The organism is Allobosea sp. 05T433 (genome assembly GCF_056396065.1).
On sequence record NZ_JBFTKS010000026.1, the window covers coordinates 101,158 to 115,073 of the forward strand.

General features: G+C 65.7%; 11 protein-coding genes and 1 pseudogene. 8 read left to right on the plus strand and 4 right to left on the minus strand.

The features are described 5' to 3' along the window. Window positions 1–99 precede the first annotated feature (99 nt). Window positions 100–1,725 carry an MFS transporter gene (locus AC1DGP_RS27680; RefSeq protein ID WP_441506818.1) on the plus strand — a complete coding sequence of 542 codons (1,626 nt, stop codon included), beginning with the start codon at window positions 100–102 and terminating at the stop codon, window positions 1,723–1,725. 162 nt (window positions 1,726–1,887) lie between these two features. Here AC1DGP_RS27680 and AC1DGP_RS27685 read toward each other — a convergent pair whose 3' ends face one another. Together AC1DGP_RS27685 and AC1DGP_RS27690 are read right to left on the minus strand one after the other, a co-directional pair. After that, window positions 1,888–2,787 carry an autotransporter family protein gene (locus AC1DGP_RS27685; protein ID WP_441506817.1) on the minus strand — a complete coding sequence of 300 codons (900 nt, stop codon included), beginning with the start codon at window positions 2,785–2,787 and terminating at the stop codon, window positions 1,888–1,890. Between the two features lie 235 nt (window positions 2,788–3,022). Beyond that, window positions 3,023–3,382, minus strand: a pseudogene (locus AC1DGP_RS27690) (autotransporter outer membrane beta-barrel domain-containing protein); the annotation flags it as partial. Between AC1DGP_RS27690 and AC1DGP_RS27695 the strand changes: the two are divergent. After that, window positions 3,377–4,750 (plus strand): hypothetical protein, encoded by a 1,374-nt coding sequence (locus AC1DGP_RS27695; RefSeq protein ID WP_476832736.1) that lies wholly within the window; start codon window positions 3,377–3,379, stop codon window positions 4,748–4,750. The pseudogene AC1DGP_RS27690 and the gene AC1DGP_RS27695 sit on opposite strands and share 6 nt — an antisense overlap. Window positions 4,751–5,105: 355 nt before the next feature. Here the strand turns inward: AC1DGP_RS27695 and AC1DGP_RS27700 are convergent, their stop codons facing one another. Further along, the gene (locus tag AC1DGP_RS27700; protein WP_441506815.1) at window positions 5,106–5,426 is read right to left on the minus strand and encodes a hypothetical protein; all 321 of its coding nucleotides are present in this window, start codon (window positions 5,424–5,426) and stop codon (window positions 5,106–5,108) included. 524 nt (window positions 5,427–5,950) lie between these two features. Between AC1DGP_RS27700 and AC1DGP_RS27705 the strand changes: the two genes are divergently transcribed. Further along, complete coding sequence (locus AC1DGP_RS27705; RefSeq protein WP_441506814.1) at window positions 5,951–6,586, plus strand: SGNH/GDSL hydrolase family protein; 636 nt, start codon at window positions 5,951–5,953, stop codon at window positions 6,584–6,586. A gap of 218 nt (window positions 6,587–6,804) precedes the next feature. On the opposite strand, the gene AC1DGP_RS27710 is transcribed toward AC1DGP_RS27705, so the two are convergent. Beyond that, a complete protein-coding gene (locus tag AC1DGP_RS27710) occupies window positions 6,805–7,695 on the minus strand; it encodes a GntR family transcriptional regulator (RefSeq protein WP_441506813.1) in 891 nt (296 codons plus the stop codon). Between the two features lie 439 nt (window positions 7,696–8,134). Here AC1DGP_RS27710 and AC1DGP_RS27715 point away from each other — a divergent pair, with 439 nt between their 5' ends. The 5 genes from AC1DGP_RS27715 to AC1DGP_RS27735 form a co-directional block, all read left to right on the plus strand. Next, window positions 8,135–9,685 (plus strand): ABC transporter substrate-binding protein, encoded by a 1,551-nt coding sequence (locus AC1DGP_RS27715; RefSeq protein ID WP_476832737.1) that lies wholly within the window; start codon window positions 8,135–8,137, stop codon window positions 9,683–9,685. 131 nt (window positions 9,686–9,816) lie between these two features. Beyond that, complete coding sequence (locus AC1DGP_RS27720; RefSeq protein ID WP_441506811.1) at window positions 9,817–11,322, plus strand: serine hydrolase domain-containing protein; 1,506 nt, start codon at window positions 9,817–9,819, stop codon at window positions 11,320–11,322. 68 nt (window positions 11,323–11,390) lie between these two features. Further along, window positions 11,391–12,476: an isocitrate/isopropylmalate dehydrogenase family protein gene (locus AC1DGP_RS27725; RefSeq protein WP_441506810.1), complete on the plus strand. Its 1,086-nt coding sequence runs from the start codon at window positions 11,391–11,393 to the stop codon at window positions 12,474–12,476. A 62-nt stretch (window positions 12,477–12,538) separates the two neighbouring features. Next, complete coding sequence (locus tag AC1DGP_RS27730; protein WP_441506809.1) at window positions 12,539–12,976, plus strand: cupin domain-containing protein; 438 nt, start codon at window positions 12,539–12,541, stop codon at window positions 12,974–12,976. A gap of 266 nt (window positions 12,977–13,242) precedes the next feature. Beyond that, window positions 13,243–13,916: hypothetical protein (locus AC1DGP_RS27735; RefSeq protein ID WP_441506808.1), on the plus strand; the 674-nt coding region annotated here is incomplete at its 3' end.

Genomic DNA, 13,916 nt, shown 5'->3' on the forward strand with positions numbered 1-13,916 from the left:
ATCCGGCCCGAATGATCAGGCTGCGGGGGGATTGAGCAGGGAGATCGCGTTATGAACGTGGCTGCGCAAGCACCGGGGGCGGCTGACGCGCCCCGACCGATGTCCAGAGAAGAACGCAAGGTCATCATCGCCTCGTCGGCCGGCACGGTCTTCGAGTGGTACGATTTCTACCTCACCATCCCGCTCGCCGCGAACATCGCCGCCAGTTTCGTGCCCGGCGACAACGATACGGCGAAATTCATCTTCGTGCTCTTCAGTTTTGCAGCCGGTTTCGCCGTGCGGCCGTTCGGCGCGCTCGTGTTCGGCCGAGTCGGCGATTTGATCGGCCGCAAATACACCTTCCTCGTCACCATGACGATCATGGGCCTCGCGACCTTCCTCGTCGGCGTCCTGCCTGGCTATGCCACGATCGGCATCGCGGCCCCGATCGCCTTTATCATCTGTCGCCTGCTACAGGGCCTGGCGCTCGGCGGCGAGTATGGCGGCGCCGCGACCTATGTCGCCGAACACGCCCCGCAGGGCCGTCGCGGTTTTTACACGAGCTGGATTCAGATCACCGCAACCTTCGGCCTCTTCCTGGCGCTGGCGGTCATCCTGGGGCTGCGCTTCAGCATGTCGACCGAATCTTTCAACGCTTGGGGATGGCGTGTGCCGTTCCTGCTTTCGATCATCCTGCTCGGCTTCTCCATCTGGATCCGGTTGCAGCTCGCTGAATCGCCGGCTTTCCAACGCATGAAGGAAGAAGGCAGCCAGTCAAAGGCCCCGCTCACCGAGGCGTTCGGCACCTGGTCCAACGCCAGGATCGCGATCATCGCGCTCCTCGGCGGTACGGCGGGCCAGGCCGTCGTCTGGTATGCTGGGCAATTTTATGCGCTCATCTTCCTGACGCAGACGCTGAAGGTCGACGCGACCACGACCTACCTGATCCTGGCCTTGGCGCTTTTGCTCGGCACACCCTTCTTCGTCTTCTTCGGCAGCCTATCGGACAAGATCGGCCGCAAGCCGGTCCTGCTGGCTGGATTGCTGGTCGCGGCGCTGAGCTATTTCCCGCTCTTCACCAAGATCGCTACCGTCGCCAATCCGAAGCTGGTGACCGCGACGGAGAGTGTGAAGATCGACATCACCGCCGATCCCGCAACCTGCGGCTCGCTGTTCGACCCGGTCGGCGTGCGCGTCTTCACTGCGCCCTGCGACCTCGTCCGGCGCACGCTCGCGTCGACCTCGATGCACTATGATCTGAAGCCCGGCGCGGCCGGCGCACCGGTCGCCGTCAAGGTGAATGGGACCGATGTCGCCAATCCCGGCGAGAAGGCAGGCGCCGCGGTCGTCGATGCGGCTTACGCCGCCGGATACCCCAAGGCCGGCGATGCATCGATCCTGAAGGTTCAGTCGCTGGGAGCCCTGTTCGCGGATAGCCGGGCACTGACTCTTGTCGGCCTGCTGTTCCTCCTCGTTATCTTCGTGACGATGGTCTACGGGCCAATCGCCGCGCTGCTCGTCGAGCTCTTCCCGACACGCATTCGGTATACGGGCATGTCGCTGCCCTACCACATCGGCAATGGCTGGTTCGGCGGCTTCCTGCCCCCCACCGCCTTCGCCATCGTGGTGGCCACCGGCAACATCTTCTCGGGCCTCTGGTATCCGATCATCATCGCGATGATGACCTTCATCATCGGCCTGATCTTCCTGCCGGAGACCAAGGATCGCGACATCTACAAGATGTAGCGGCCACCAACTCGGGCTTTGCGCCACGTATGGAAGCCCCGCCTCGCCAGGCGGGGCTTTTCGACGGTCATTGGGCGAACCCGGCTTCACTGACGCCGTGCGAGTGATCTCCAAGCCCGGGCCGGGCGCACGGGCTGCGGCGGATGTCAGGCCCGATCGCCGCTACCATGTCACGCGCAGCCCGACATTGCCGCCGAAGCCCCGGCTGTGGTTCGAATCGGCATTCGTCAGATAGCTCGCCTCGGCGTAGAGGCTGATGGCTTGCGTGACCTGCGCGGTGACGCCGCCGCCGATTTCGAATGCGGTCGCGCCGCGTTGTGTCGTGACGAGGTTGGTGTCGAACAGCGTCTTGTCGTTGCCGCCGAAGCTGCGCCAGAGATTGGCGGTGAGATAGGGTCTGATCTCGGTCGTGCCCCAGAGCAGGCTGCCGCGCAGTCGCGCGCCGATCCTGCCCGTCAGCGCGTCGCTGCTGTCCTGGCTGATCGCGGAAAACAGATCCCGGGTCTGATCGAACGATGTGCGTTGCCAGATGAGCTGGCCCTGCGGCTCCAGGATAAGGCCGCCGCCAAGCGCGATCGGGTAGCCCGCCTCGACCGAGCCGGTGAAGACCGTGCCATCGGCGTCCGACCGGATGCCGCGGTCGGAACGGGGCGTGCCATTGAGCCAGCTGTTCATCAGGACGGTGTCGAGATACCAGCCGGCCGGTCCGACATGGGTCCAGTAGGCGCCGACGCTGTAGGAATCGAGCCCGAGCTTGCCGGTGGAGGCGCGCAGCTGCCCAAGGGCGAAGCCGCGGACATCGCCCTCGGCCCGTCCATAGCCGAAGAAGGCGCCGAAACGGTCGCGATGGCCGCTTTGCCAGTCGACGCCGTAAAGATCGAGGCCGGTCTGCAGGCCGATGATGCTGCCCTTGAACTCCGGACTGACATCGCCCGAGAAGCGCTGCTCGCGATGCTGGCCGAAGACGCGTCCCCAGCCGGCAGAGGCGATGCCGGTTCCCCGCAGCAGGTCCTGGTCGCCCTGGCGCTCGTGGAAGGTGCCGAGCGTACCGAGCGCCAGCATGCGCGGTCGCGGGCGTGATCGCGTTGGTCGCGACTTCCGGACGATAGAGCGCAACCACCGGCCCGTCCGGGCTTGCAATCGTCGGCGCGCCCGGCGACGGCGCCAGGATGGCATTCTCGGCGCCTGCAGCCAGTTGTGGCTGCGGCACCACGGTTGTCGGTGGGGGCAGGGTGGAGCGGAGATACCAGTTCTGCTCGGTGCCGGCCGCGATGCCGCCGCGATAGAGCGCGTATTCGAAGGCGCCGGCCGCGATCGGCCCGGCCTGGCTGAAGGCTCCAGCTGCAGTCGTGCCGCCGTTCAGGGTGTCGACCACCTTGATGCCGCTGCCGAATGTCGGAGCGCCGGTTCCGCCGAGGTTGAGGATCGTGATTCGGGTCTGCCCGCTCGCCGAGCCGCCGGAGATGATCAACTGGTCCGATGGCGAGGCGCTGTCTCCCAGCACCGTCTGCAACCGCATCCGCGCATTCTGGCCGGCATAATTCCCGATGATCGTGAGGCTGTCGCTTGCGGCGGCCGGGCCGTTGGTCAGATCGATCGTGCCGGCATTGGTGACCGTCACCAGCTGGCCCGGCGTGAAGGGCGCGATCGCATGCACTCCATTCCCGGCGAAGACAGTGCTGGTCGCATCGATCGACAGCGTGCCCGTCCCGGTTCCGGCGTCGCCGAGCGTCAGTGTGCTGGCAAAAGTCAGCTGCGAGTTGTTGGTGAGCTCGAACAGCTCCCAGTTGATCAAACGCGCGACGCCGGTGGCGCTCGTATTGTTCCAGGTCAGCCGATCGATGCCGGGGCCGCCATCGATGATGGCCGTCGGGACGATATTCGCAGCCGTCAGGCCGGTGAAGACGGCCACGTCGTTGCCCGCGCCGAGCCGGAAGCCGGTTTCGAGCACGCCGCCGCCGGTCCAGTTCACCGTGTCGGCTCCGGTGCCGCTGAGCAGGAAACCGCCGACGCTGCCCCCGGAGATGGTGAAGACGTTGTCGCCATTGCCGAAATTGACGAAGCCGCCGATGCGCCCGCCGGACAGGTTGAGCGTGTCGTTGTTCTGGGCCGCCAGAACGTTGGTGACGATCAACCCGCCAGACATGGTCAGCACATTGTTGGCGAGCGTCATGTCGATCGAGCCGATCTGGCCGCCGGTGACCGTGACGAAGTCGCCTTCGTTCAGCCCACCGGTGATGACGCCGCCGGACACCGTCGCGAAATCGAGTTCGCCGCCCTGGTTGACGTTGCTGTTGATCGTGCCGCCGGCCATCACGAAGCGGTCGACGCCATCGCCGAGGCCGCTGCCCTGGTCGACGGTGCCGTTCACCAGGCCGCCGCGCATGATGAAGGTATCGGCTCCGTTGCCCTGGCTGACATTGCCATTGATGGTGCCGGAATTGTCGATGATGAGCGGCGCGTTCCCCGTGATGACGATATCGCCGTTGATCGTGCCCGTGGCGAGGTTGTTGACGGTATTGAGCCCGTTGCCGGCAAAGGTGATTGCGGGGCCGGTTCCGCCATGGATCTGCGCGGCCGCGCCGCCGACGCCATTATTGATGGTGATGGTCTGAGCCGCGCTGGAGGCGCCGGTGCCGGCCGCGATCCCGTTGGTCGATCCGCGAACGATGCCGCTATTGTCAAACACCAGCGCGCGCGCCGACGCGCCGGCGGCAAAACTCTGGTTCACGCCGATGCCTGCGCCGCCTCCCGTCGCAGTCCCGGCAATCGTCGCACCAGCGGCATTGGCGATCCGGATGGTGAGCCCGCGTTGCCTTGCAAGAAGGACATGCCGAGCGCATTGCCGGCTCCGGCATTCGTCGCGGAGATGATGCCGAGATTGGTGAGAACGCTCGTCCCGGCCCCGGTCCCGGACGAGAAGGCCACGCCGGTGAGGGGGGTGGCAGCGCTTCCGGATGCGATGATCGAGCCGTTATTGTTGAGCAGGTTCCCGGCCGTGTTCAGCCCGAAGGTGACAGCCTGACCGGTCGCTGGTGCCTGCTGGACGGTTGCGCCCGGCGCGACCGTGATGGTGACGGGCGTGTTGGCCGGCGCCGCAAAACCATCGGCGTCCGTACCCGAGCAGGTCACGATCGCCCCGGCTCCGGGCGGATCGGGTACGCACTGTGCCTGCGCGGGCAGGGACGCGAAGAACCCGATGAGACCGGAAGCAAGGGCGGAAACAGGGCCGTGAGCGGAATGTCGCCTTGCTCCGGTCGCTCGAAGCCATCGCCCCATATGCACGGCCCGCTTGTAGCCGAGTCAGGGCATGATGAAGTTGGTTGAGCATCTAGTCGACCGGAAAAGCGACTGAGCAGCCGCCCGGTCCCCGTATCCTGTCAATACCTGCCAGGCGGAAGCTCCGGGTTCCTTCCGTTGAAGATGTCTGCTCTCAACCATTCCGGGCACAACCGAAGGGCCCCCGACTGCCGCCGCCGGTCGCAGACCTGTGCACCGAGCAGAAGCACACGCCAGAACCGGTCCGTGGCAACGCCGGCCATCATGAACGACAGGACCGCCAGCATCCGGTGCCCTTCGGCGAGCGGCGAGGCCCATGGCGCGCCCGTGAGCCAGATGAGGCCGGCAAAGCTGGCGCTGAAGCTTGCGCAGAATAACAGTGCGTAGAGCAGCAGGGACCCAAGAACGCTCTTGAAGGTCACGCGCCCTCAAGTCCCGGCGATTATGTCCCCGATCGATTCGTGCAGTTCATGAAGGCCATATGCGCGGGCGTGCGCCGGGGCGCTGCGTTCCATTTGATCTTGCCCGGGCGATGCGGATCGGCAGTTATCGAGCCACCATTGTTGAGAGCACAGTTGCAGGCGCGCATATTCTTCATGCCCCTGCATTCCGGCCTCGTCCCGCCTGACTGCGCCGACGCAGTCGAGGTCAACCCCAGCATGCCCAAGAGCACGCTGCTCACGACGATAGTCATCTTCACGGCAATCTCCCCACAGCCTGACGCAGCGTTTCACGCCGTCTTTCATGAGTCCACGGGGCAGCACGACCTTGCTCTGCCCTCGGCAGGTCCAGAGGCTCCGGGAAGGCGTTGCCTGCGTCGGTCGCCCAAGGATCGTCGACGGGCTTGATCGCGTCCGTCCCGGCGGATACGGCAACGCGTCCGGTCGGGAAGGGCAGTCGAGCCCTCCGCGGCAGCGCGGCCCCGCACTTCGCTGTGGAATGAATGATGAGCTTCACGATCCTGGCTTTCGGCGACAGCCTCACCTGGGGCTCGGACCACCTGCACGGCGGCCGCCATGCGTTCGAGGACCGATGGCCGAATGTGCTCGCGGCCGGGCTAGGGTCCGCGGCAACCGTCGTGACTGAGGGGCTGGGCGGACGAACCAGCTGTTTCGACGATCACATGTCGCCGTCTGACCGAAATGGCGCGCGGATCCTGCCGACGCTGCTCGGCAGCCATTATCCGCTCGATCTGCTCATCATCATGCTGGGCGCCAATGATCTCAAGCCGCATATCTGCGGGCGGGCCGCGGGGGCTGCCGCGGGAATCGACCGGCTCATCGAGATCGCACAGAGCTTTCCCTATGGCTGGGGCGCCGCAGCGCCCAAGATCCTGGTGGTGTCGCCGCCGATCTTCGCTGCCTCGCGCGCACCGGACGGGTTGCCCGTCGGCGGGCGCGATATCGCGGAATCCCGGCGCCTGGCACCGGAATATGACGCCGTTGCCCGACGCCGCGGCTGCAGCTTCTTCGACGCCGCCTCGGTTGCCAAGGCTTCGGTCATCGACGGCGTGCACCTGGACGCAGAGAACACCCGCAATATCGGCCAGGCGCTTGTGCCGGTCGTCGTTGCGATGATCTGACCCTCCGTGGGTGCCGCGGCTTTCCCGGAAGCCGCGACCCGGTCCTCGGGGCGGCTCTTTAGGCTCGCATCCGGCATCGGTTGACCGCGCCATGCCGCCCTCTGACGACATGGTTCTCGTGCCGCACTGACGGCCGCGCCTCATTCCCAGGAGCTGGCCGAACAGGCTGCACGGCCTGACTTCCTGGGTTTTGCTAACTTCTTCCGGACAAAAAACACTTACTGCGGGGCGGGCAGGATCATACTCCCGGTGATCTCCAGATGGCGCCTCATCAGTACGGCGGCCAGTTCCGCATCTCCTGCCTCCAGCCGCGTCAGGATCTCCATGTGCTCGCTGTGGTTGGCCCGCACGCGATCAAAGCCGTGCTTCCAGTTATAGATCGAGAAACGCCGCAGCCGGTTCTGGCGCCGCATGGCCTCGAGGAAGAAGCGGTTGCCGGAGGCCTCGGCCAGGCCCTCGTGAAATGCCGCGTTCATCTCGAAGAAGGCGACGCTGGAGGATTCGCTCCAGGGCAGGGACAGGCTTTCATCGTGCTGGCGCCGCATCTCTTCGGCAAAGCCGGGCAGGAGCGCAAATCCAGGCTCGAGAAGCGCGGCCGGCTCGATGATCAGCCTGAACCGGTAGCTCTCCCGGCGTAGTTCTGCGCTCCAGCGCGTCAGGAACCGCCAGCCATAACCCGGTTTGCGCTCCACCATCTTCAGATCGGCAAGCAGGTCGAGCGCCCTGCGGACCGTGGGGCGCACGGCATCGTAGCGCTGCATCAGCTCCGTTTCCGAGATGTCGTCGCCAAGCCTGCCATTGTCCCGGTCGGCGGCGATACGCACCAGCAGGTCGTCATCGCCGGAGCGTTCGCCGGATGCGGTCGCTTCCGCCGGCAAGGCGGCAAGCAACTCGACGCCGCGCTGCGGCCGCCGGATGACGAGCCCGCGCGTGGCCAGCAGATCAAGCGCGGCGCGCACCGGCGAGCGGGAGACGTTCAGGCGCTCGGCCAGGGTCTTCTCGTTCAGGCGGTCGCCCGGAGCGACGCCGTCGGCGCGGGCGAGATCCATGATGCGCCCGGCGAGCTCTTCCTGGAGGCGCGTGGGCTGGCGGCCGGTTTCAGTGTCCATAATGGTCATTGTATCACAAAAAACATTCTGATACGTCTCGTCAAGGCTGCGGCGGGCCCGGGCAGCCCTTGAAGGGGAGAGCTTAGCAACAATGCCGTTTTCCTCGCACTGCCCGCCGCATGAAATCGCCGGCCCGTCGCGGCAGCGCGGCCGCCCATACGGCGGGGGCACGCCGGATCGCAGCGGGCAGGGCGCCGGCCACCCGGCGATCCGGATGCCAGCCATTGGCGTCGCAGGGCGCCTGATCCGCGCGCCGAGCATTCCGGCCAGGCCGCGCATCGCGGTCTGTTCGCCGGAAACGAGGATGGAAGTGCCGCGCGCAACCGTCGGCGTCCCGAGTGAGACGGCACGATCGGCGGCCTTGAATCGATCATGCCCATGGGCCGCGGAGCGATGGCCCCGTGGAGCTGAAGCCAACTCAAGAAACGAGGGGATCAAGATGAGACTGCCCACGCTGCTGGTACTGTCCTCCGGCCTCGTGGCCGGCATCGCGAATGCCCAGGAGGCGCAGCCGCTCCGCCTTCGCCTCAACGCCGATATCCGTTCGCTCGATCCGGGCGTCAATCGCGATGCCAATACCGACGCGGTCCAGAACCATCTCTTCGAAGGGCTGGTCGCCTTCAGGGAGGATGCGAGCGTCGGTCCGCTCCTGGCGAAATCGATCAGCGTCTCCGAGGACGGCAGGACCTATACCTTCGTGCTGCGGGACGATCTCCACTTCAGCAATGGCGAGCTGGTCGGCAGCGACGACGTGCTGTTCGCCTGGAAGCGCTACACCGATCCCGCCACCGGCTGGCGCTGCCTCTCCGAGGTCGATGGGCGCGGCGCCGTGAAGGTGACGGATGTCGTCGCCAAGGACGCCAGAACCGTCACATTCACGCTTGCAAAACCCTCCGCGCTCTTCCTCGGGACCCTGGCCCGTCCCGATTGCGGCGGCACCGGCATCTACCACAGGAGCTCGCTCGGCCCCGATGGCAAATGGCTTGCGCCTGTCACGACGGCACCCTTCAAGCTCGGCGAATGGCGGCGCGGCCAGTTCATCGATCTGGTCCGCAACGACAGATATTCCGCCTTGCCGGGGGCGCGGGACGGCCTCACCGGCAACAAGTCCACCACGCTCCAAAAGCTGCGCTTCGCCATCATCCCGGATGAGTCGACGGCGAAGGCAGCCCTGCTGGCGGGCAATATCGACGTCAATTTCGATGTCCAGAACGCCGATCTGGCCGAGTACAAGGCCAATAAGGACGTCACCCTGGACTCGGCATCGGTGATGAATGTCAACGACATCCTGATTCAGACCAAGGATCCGCTGCTGTCCGATGTCCGCATCCGACGCGCCTTGCAGCTCGCCCTCGACCTGCCCGTCCTGGTCGACCAGGTCAGCGAGGGAACGGCCAAGCCCAACAACTCACCGATCCCGCCGGCGAGCGCCTATCACCGGAAGCTCCAAGCGCAGCCGATCGCGCGCGATCTCGCCACCGCCAGGAAACTTCTGGCGGAGGCGGGCTACAAGGGGCAGCCGATCAGGATGATCACCAACAAGCGCTACCAGAGCATGTTCGACCAGGCGGTGATCGCGCAGGCCATGGCCAGGGAGGCCGGAATCACGATCGATCTCGACGTGCTGGAATGGGGCGCGCAGCAGGACCGCTATCTCGCGGGGTCCTATCAATTGATGTCGCACGGCTTTTCCGCGCGGCTCGACCCGTCGCTGTCCTTCGAGATGTTCACCGGTTCCAAGGCGGAGCAGCCCCGCAAGGCCTGGGACAACCCCGAGGCGCAAAAGCTCCTTGCTCAAAGCATGGAGGTCGCCGACCCGGCGCAGCGTCAGGCGATCATCGACAGGCTCGAGGTGATGTTTCGCGAGGATGTTCCGATGATCGTGCTCTACTCGGAGGTCCGGACCAGCGCTGCCCGCTCCTATGTCTCCGGGTACAGGAGCTGGGTCATGGGGCAACCGCGAGCCTGGGGTGTCTCCATCGCCAGGTAGCCCATGCCGGGCACCGCCATGATGGCCGACAGGCCGGCGCCGGTGCCGAAGCTCATCCCCAAACTCTCTCGTCAGGCGCGGATGCCGGGCGCACCGCCCCTGACGCTCTTTCCGCTGAACAGGATTGGACCATGACTTTGACACGACTGCCGCGGGCGACGCCTTCATCGCGCGATGTCGACGCTGCCGGGATCACGCGCTTTCTCGACGCTGTGCAGCTCGCCGGCCTCGAACTGCACAGCTTCATGGTCTTCAAGGACGATGCCGTCGTTGCCGAGGCTTTCTGGAAGCCGTTCGGTCCCGACCGCCCGCATATGCAGCATTCCGCCACGAAGAGCTGGACGGCCGTCGCGGTCGGCTTCGTCCATGCCGATGGGCTGCTCGACCTCGACGACAAGGTCGTCGATTTCTTCCCCGAGCATCTGCCGGCCGAAATCAGCCCGAACCTCGCAGCGATGACGGTCAAGGACCTGCTGACCATGCGCACGGGCCACCGCACCGGCCTCTCCGGCGGCGAATGGCGCTACCTCACCGGAAGCTGGATCGAGGCGTTTCTGAACGAGCCGGTCGTCGAACGCCCCGGCACGCGCTTCGTCTACAGCAGCGGCTCCAGCTACATGCTGTCGGCCATCGTCACGAAGCTGACCGGGCAGACCGTCAGCGACTATCTGGAACCGCGCCTGTTCCGCCCGCTCGGCATGGGGGAGATCAGCTGGGATGTCTCGCCGGAAGGCATCGGCACCGGCGGGAACGGGCTGAGCTGCTCCGCTGAGGACATGATGAAGTTCTCCGTCCTGCATCTCCAGGACGGCATGTGGAACGGCCAGCAGGTGATCCCGGCCGATTGGGTCCGGGCGACACGGCACAATCATGTCGGCGAATTCGAGATGATGTCGTTCGACGGCAAGCGCTATCGCCCGGCCGATCCCGCTGGCGTGCCCGATATCCGCCCGGGCTATGGCTACCAGTGGTGGATGACGCCCCATGGCGGCACCCGCGCCGCCGGCGTCTTCGGGCAATATTACATCCTGTTGCCCGAGCAACGCGCCGCGATCACGATCACCGCGGCCCTTCCGCTGAGCGAGAAGCGGCTTCTGAGCACGGTCTGGGCGGAGCTGTTCCCGGCCCTGACGCAGCCGGGCTCCGCGGCAGCCGACGCGGCCCTTTCGTCACGCCTGGCGACGCTGGCGATGCCGGTCGAGGCGGGAGCGCTGCAGAGCCCTCGCGCGTCCGAGATCAGCGGCCGCACCATTCGCTTCGCGCCGAATGCCAACCACGTATCGGAAGCGTCGCTGAGCTTCGCGGCAGGGCACTGCGAATTCCGTCTCGTCGACCACCGCGGCACGCACAAGATCACGCTCGGCCTCGGGCATGGCATCGAAGGCCAGACGACGATGAGCGGGCAGGACCTGCATCACGCCTACCAGCCGGACCTCATGCGGGTGATCGCAAGCGGCGTCTGGCGCGACGAGGCGACCTTCGTCATGACGTGGCGCTATGTCGAGACCGTGTTCTGCGACACCGTCATCCTCCGCATCGAGGGCGACACGATCGAGCTCGACCGCAGCGTCAACGTCAATGCCGGCCTGACGAAGCACCCGACGTTGAACGGTGCGCTGTCGCGGGCAGCAGCCTGAGACGAGCCCCCGGGGGCACCACCCGGGGGCGGATCGCGCGGCGATGAACACAACCCCACAGGTTCACGATGAAAATCCTCGTTCTTCCCGGTGACGGCATCGGACCCGAGATCACCACCGCCACCCTTGCGGTACTCGACGTTGCCGATGCGGCGCTGGCGCTCGGGCTCGATATCGAGACCCGCGAGATCGGCCTCGCCAGCCTGAGGGCGCAGGGCACGACCTTGCCGCAGGACGTCATGACCCGGATTCCCGAGGTCGACGGTGTCATCCTCGGCCCGGTTTCGCATTACGAATATCCGGCCCGCGACAAGGGCGGCATCAATCCCTCTGCCGAGCTGCGCGTCGTCTTCGAGCTCTTCGCCAATCTGCGCCCCTGCCGGTCGCGCGCGGGCCTGAGTATCCTGCGCAAGCCGATGGACCTGGTCATCGTGCGCGAGAACACCGAGGGATTCTACTCGGACCGCAACATGTTCGCCGGCGGCGGCGAGTTCATGCCCGATCCCGACATGGCGTTGTCCATCCGCAAGATCACGGCGAGATCCTCGGCCCGCATCGCGCGCGCCGCCTTCGAGCTGGCGCGTGGCCGCCGCCGCAAGGTCACCGCCGTCCACAAGGCCAATGTGGTCAAGCTGTCGGATGGCCTGTTCCTGAGCGAGGTCCGCAAGGTCGCGGAGGATTTTCCGGATGTGGAGCTGGAGGAACTGATCGTCGACGCGACGGCCGCGTTGCTCATCCGCTCGCCGGATCGCTTCGACGTGATCGTGACGACCAACATGTTCGGAGACATCCTCTCCGACGAGGCGTCCGAGCTGTCCGGCAGCCTCGGTCTCGGCGGCTCGATCAATACCGGCCATGACATCTGCGTCGCGCAGGCCCAGCACGGATCCGCGCCCGATATCGCAGGCCAGAACCTGGCGAACCCGACCTCCCTCATTCTCTCGGCTGCGATGCTGCTGGACTGGCGAGGCCGGCGCGACGCCAATGCCAAGCTGATCGCGGCCGCGGGCGCGATCGAACGCGCCGTTGATGTCGTCCTCGACGATCCAGCGACGCGCACCCGCGATATCGGCGGCACATTGGGCACGGATGCCTTCGCGGAGGCTGTGACCGCGGAATTGCGCCGGCAACTTTCGGGACGTGTCGCGGCCTGAAGCCGAACGCCGCTTGGATCGGGCCCGTCCGATCCTGAACCCAATTCATCAGGAGAGATCGCATGTCGACTAATCCGGATACGGCTCGCGCCAGGCCCGCCGTTCTTCGTCCGTCCGAGATCCCGGCGCGCCAGCGCGGCGGTGGGGCCAAAACGGTCCCGCTCGTCACGCGTCGCACGGGCTCGACCAGCTTCATCAATGGCATCACCATCTTCGAGCCGGGGGCTGCGATCCCGCTGCACAGCCACAATTGCGAAGAGAGCGTCATGCTGCTGGAAGGCGAGGCCATCGCCGAAATCGACGGTGTCGAGTACCCGATCGCGGCAGGCGACATCACCTTCATCCCCGCCGATCTGCCGCATCGGTTTCGCAACGTCTCGGCGACCGAGGGCATGAGGATCCTCTGGATCTATGCCTCGATCGACGCCACGCGAACGCTGGTCGAGACAGGCGATACGCGCTCGATCGACGATGAGCACCTGGCGCCCGTGGCAACCTGAGCAGGGAGCGTACCCAGCCGGCTGAAGGTGATCGGGACTGAGCCCTGAACCGAAGGGAGGGGGGCTGCCCCGGTCTTGGCAGAGGTTCCTGGAGGGCAATCGCTTATGTTGCGGCGATTGGAGATGCGGCACAATCTTCGCGCAGATGTGTCCCGCAAACAACGGAGGCTCAACTTTACGTTTGCCAGGTGTCGCGTGGTCTAGCGTCCCAGACTGAACTCTGTTCCACTGGCTGCAGGCGGTCTGGACTTCAGACAGAGCATCTCATGTCTGCACGGCGCGATGGCTGCGGGCGATTGGCACTGAGGTTCGCGCTCGCCATCTCAATCGGCTTGGCGAGTTCTTTCGCGGTCGCGCAGGAGGAACCTGGGAAAAGCACGGCCGATCTGGCCAAGGCGGCGCAGAACCCCGTTGCCGACATGATCAGCCTGCCCTTCCAGAACAACTTCAACTTCAATGTCGGGCCGCATAAGCAGCTGCAGAACGTGCTCAACATCCAGCCCGTGATCCCGATCACGCTGAATAAGGACTGGAACCTGATCACGCGCTGGATCACGCCGGTGATCGCGCAACCGGCCCTGACGGTGAATGGCGAGCGCGAGTTCGGCCTCGGCGACATCAACCCGAGCTTCTTCTTCTCGCCGAAGCAGCCGACGCACGGCATCATCTGGGGCATCGGCCCGACCTTCGTGTTCCCGACCGGCACCGACAAGACCCTGACCAGCGGCAAGTACTCGGCCGGCCCCGCCTTCGTCGCTCTGGCCATCGAAGGCCCCTGGGTCGTCGGCGTCCTCGTCAACAATGTCTGGTCCTTCGCGGGCAAGAGCAACCGCAGCGCGGTCAACGCGATGACGCTGCAGCCCTTCGTGAACTACAATTTCCACGGCGGCTGGTACCTGACCTCGTCCCCGATCATCACCGCCGACTGGGAGGCCGGCCA

Bases quoted from the DNA above. Each gene is read 5' to 3' on its own strand.
- AC1DGP_RS27720 (WP_441506811.1), top strand. From the start codon at position 9,817: ATGACTTTGACACGACTGCCGCGGGCGACGCCTTCATCGCGCGATGTC.
- AC1DGP_RS27705 (WP_441506814.1), top strand. From the start codon at position 5,951: ATGAGCTTCACGATCCTGGCTTTCGGCGACAGCCTCACCTGGGGCTCG.
- AC1DGP_RS27715 (WP_476832737.1), top strand. From the start codon at position 8,135: ATGAGACTGCCCACGCTGCTGGTACTGTCCTCCGGCCTCGTGGCCGGC.
- AC1DGP_RS27730 (WP_441506809.1), top strand. From the start codon at position 12,539: ATGTCGACTAATCCGGATACGGCTCGCGCCAGGCCCGCCGTTCTTCGT.
- AC1DGP_RS27695 (WP_476832736.1), top strand. From the start codon at position 3,377: ATGCACTCCATTCCCGGCGAAGACAGTGCTGGTCGCATCGATCGACAG.
- AC1DGP_RS27710 (WP_441506813.1), bottom strand. From the start codon at position 7,695: ATGGACACTGAAACCGGCCGCCAGCCCACGCGCCTCCAGGAAGAGCTC.
- AC1DGP_RS27725 (WP_441506810.1), top strand. From the start codon at position 11,391: ATGAAAATCCTCGTTCTTCCCGGTGACGGCATCGGACCCGAGATCACC.
- AC1DGP_RS27685 (WP_441506817.1), bottom strand. From the start codon at position 2,787: ATGCTGGCGCTCGGTACGCTCGGCACCTTCCACGAGCGCCAGGGCGAC.
- AC1DGP_RS27680 (WP_441506818.1), top strand. From the start codon at position 100: ATGTCCAGAGAAGAACGCAAGGTCATCATCGCCTCGTCGGCCGGCACG.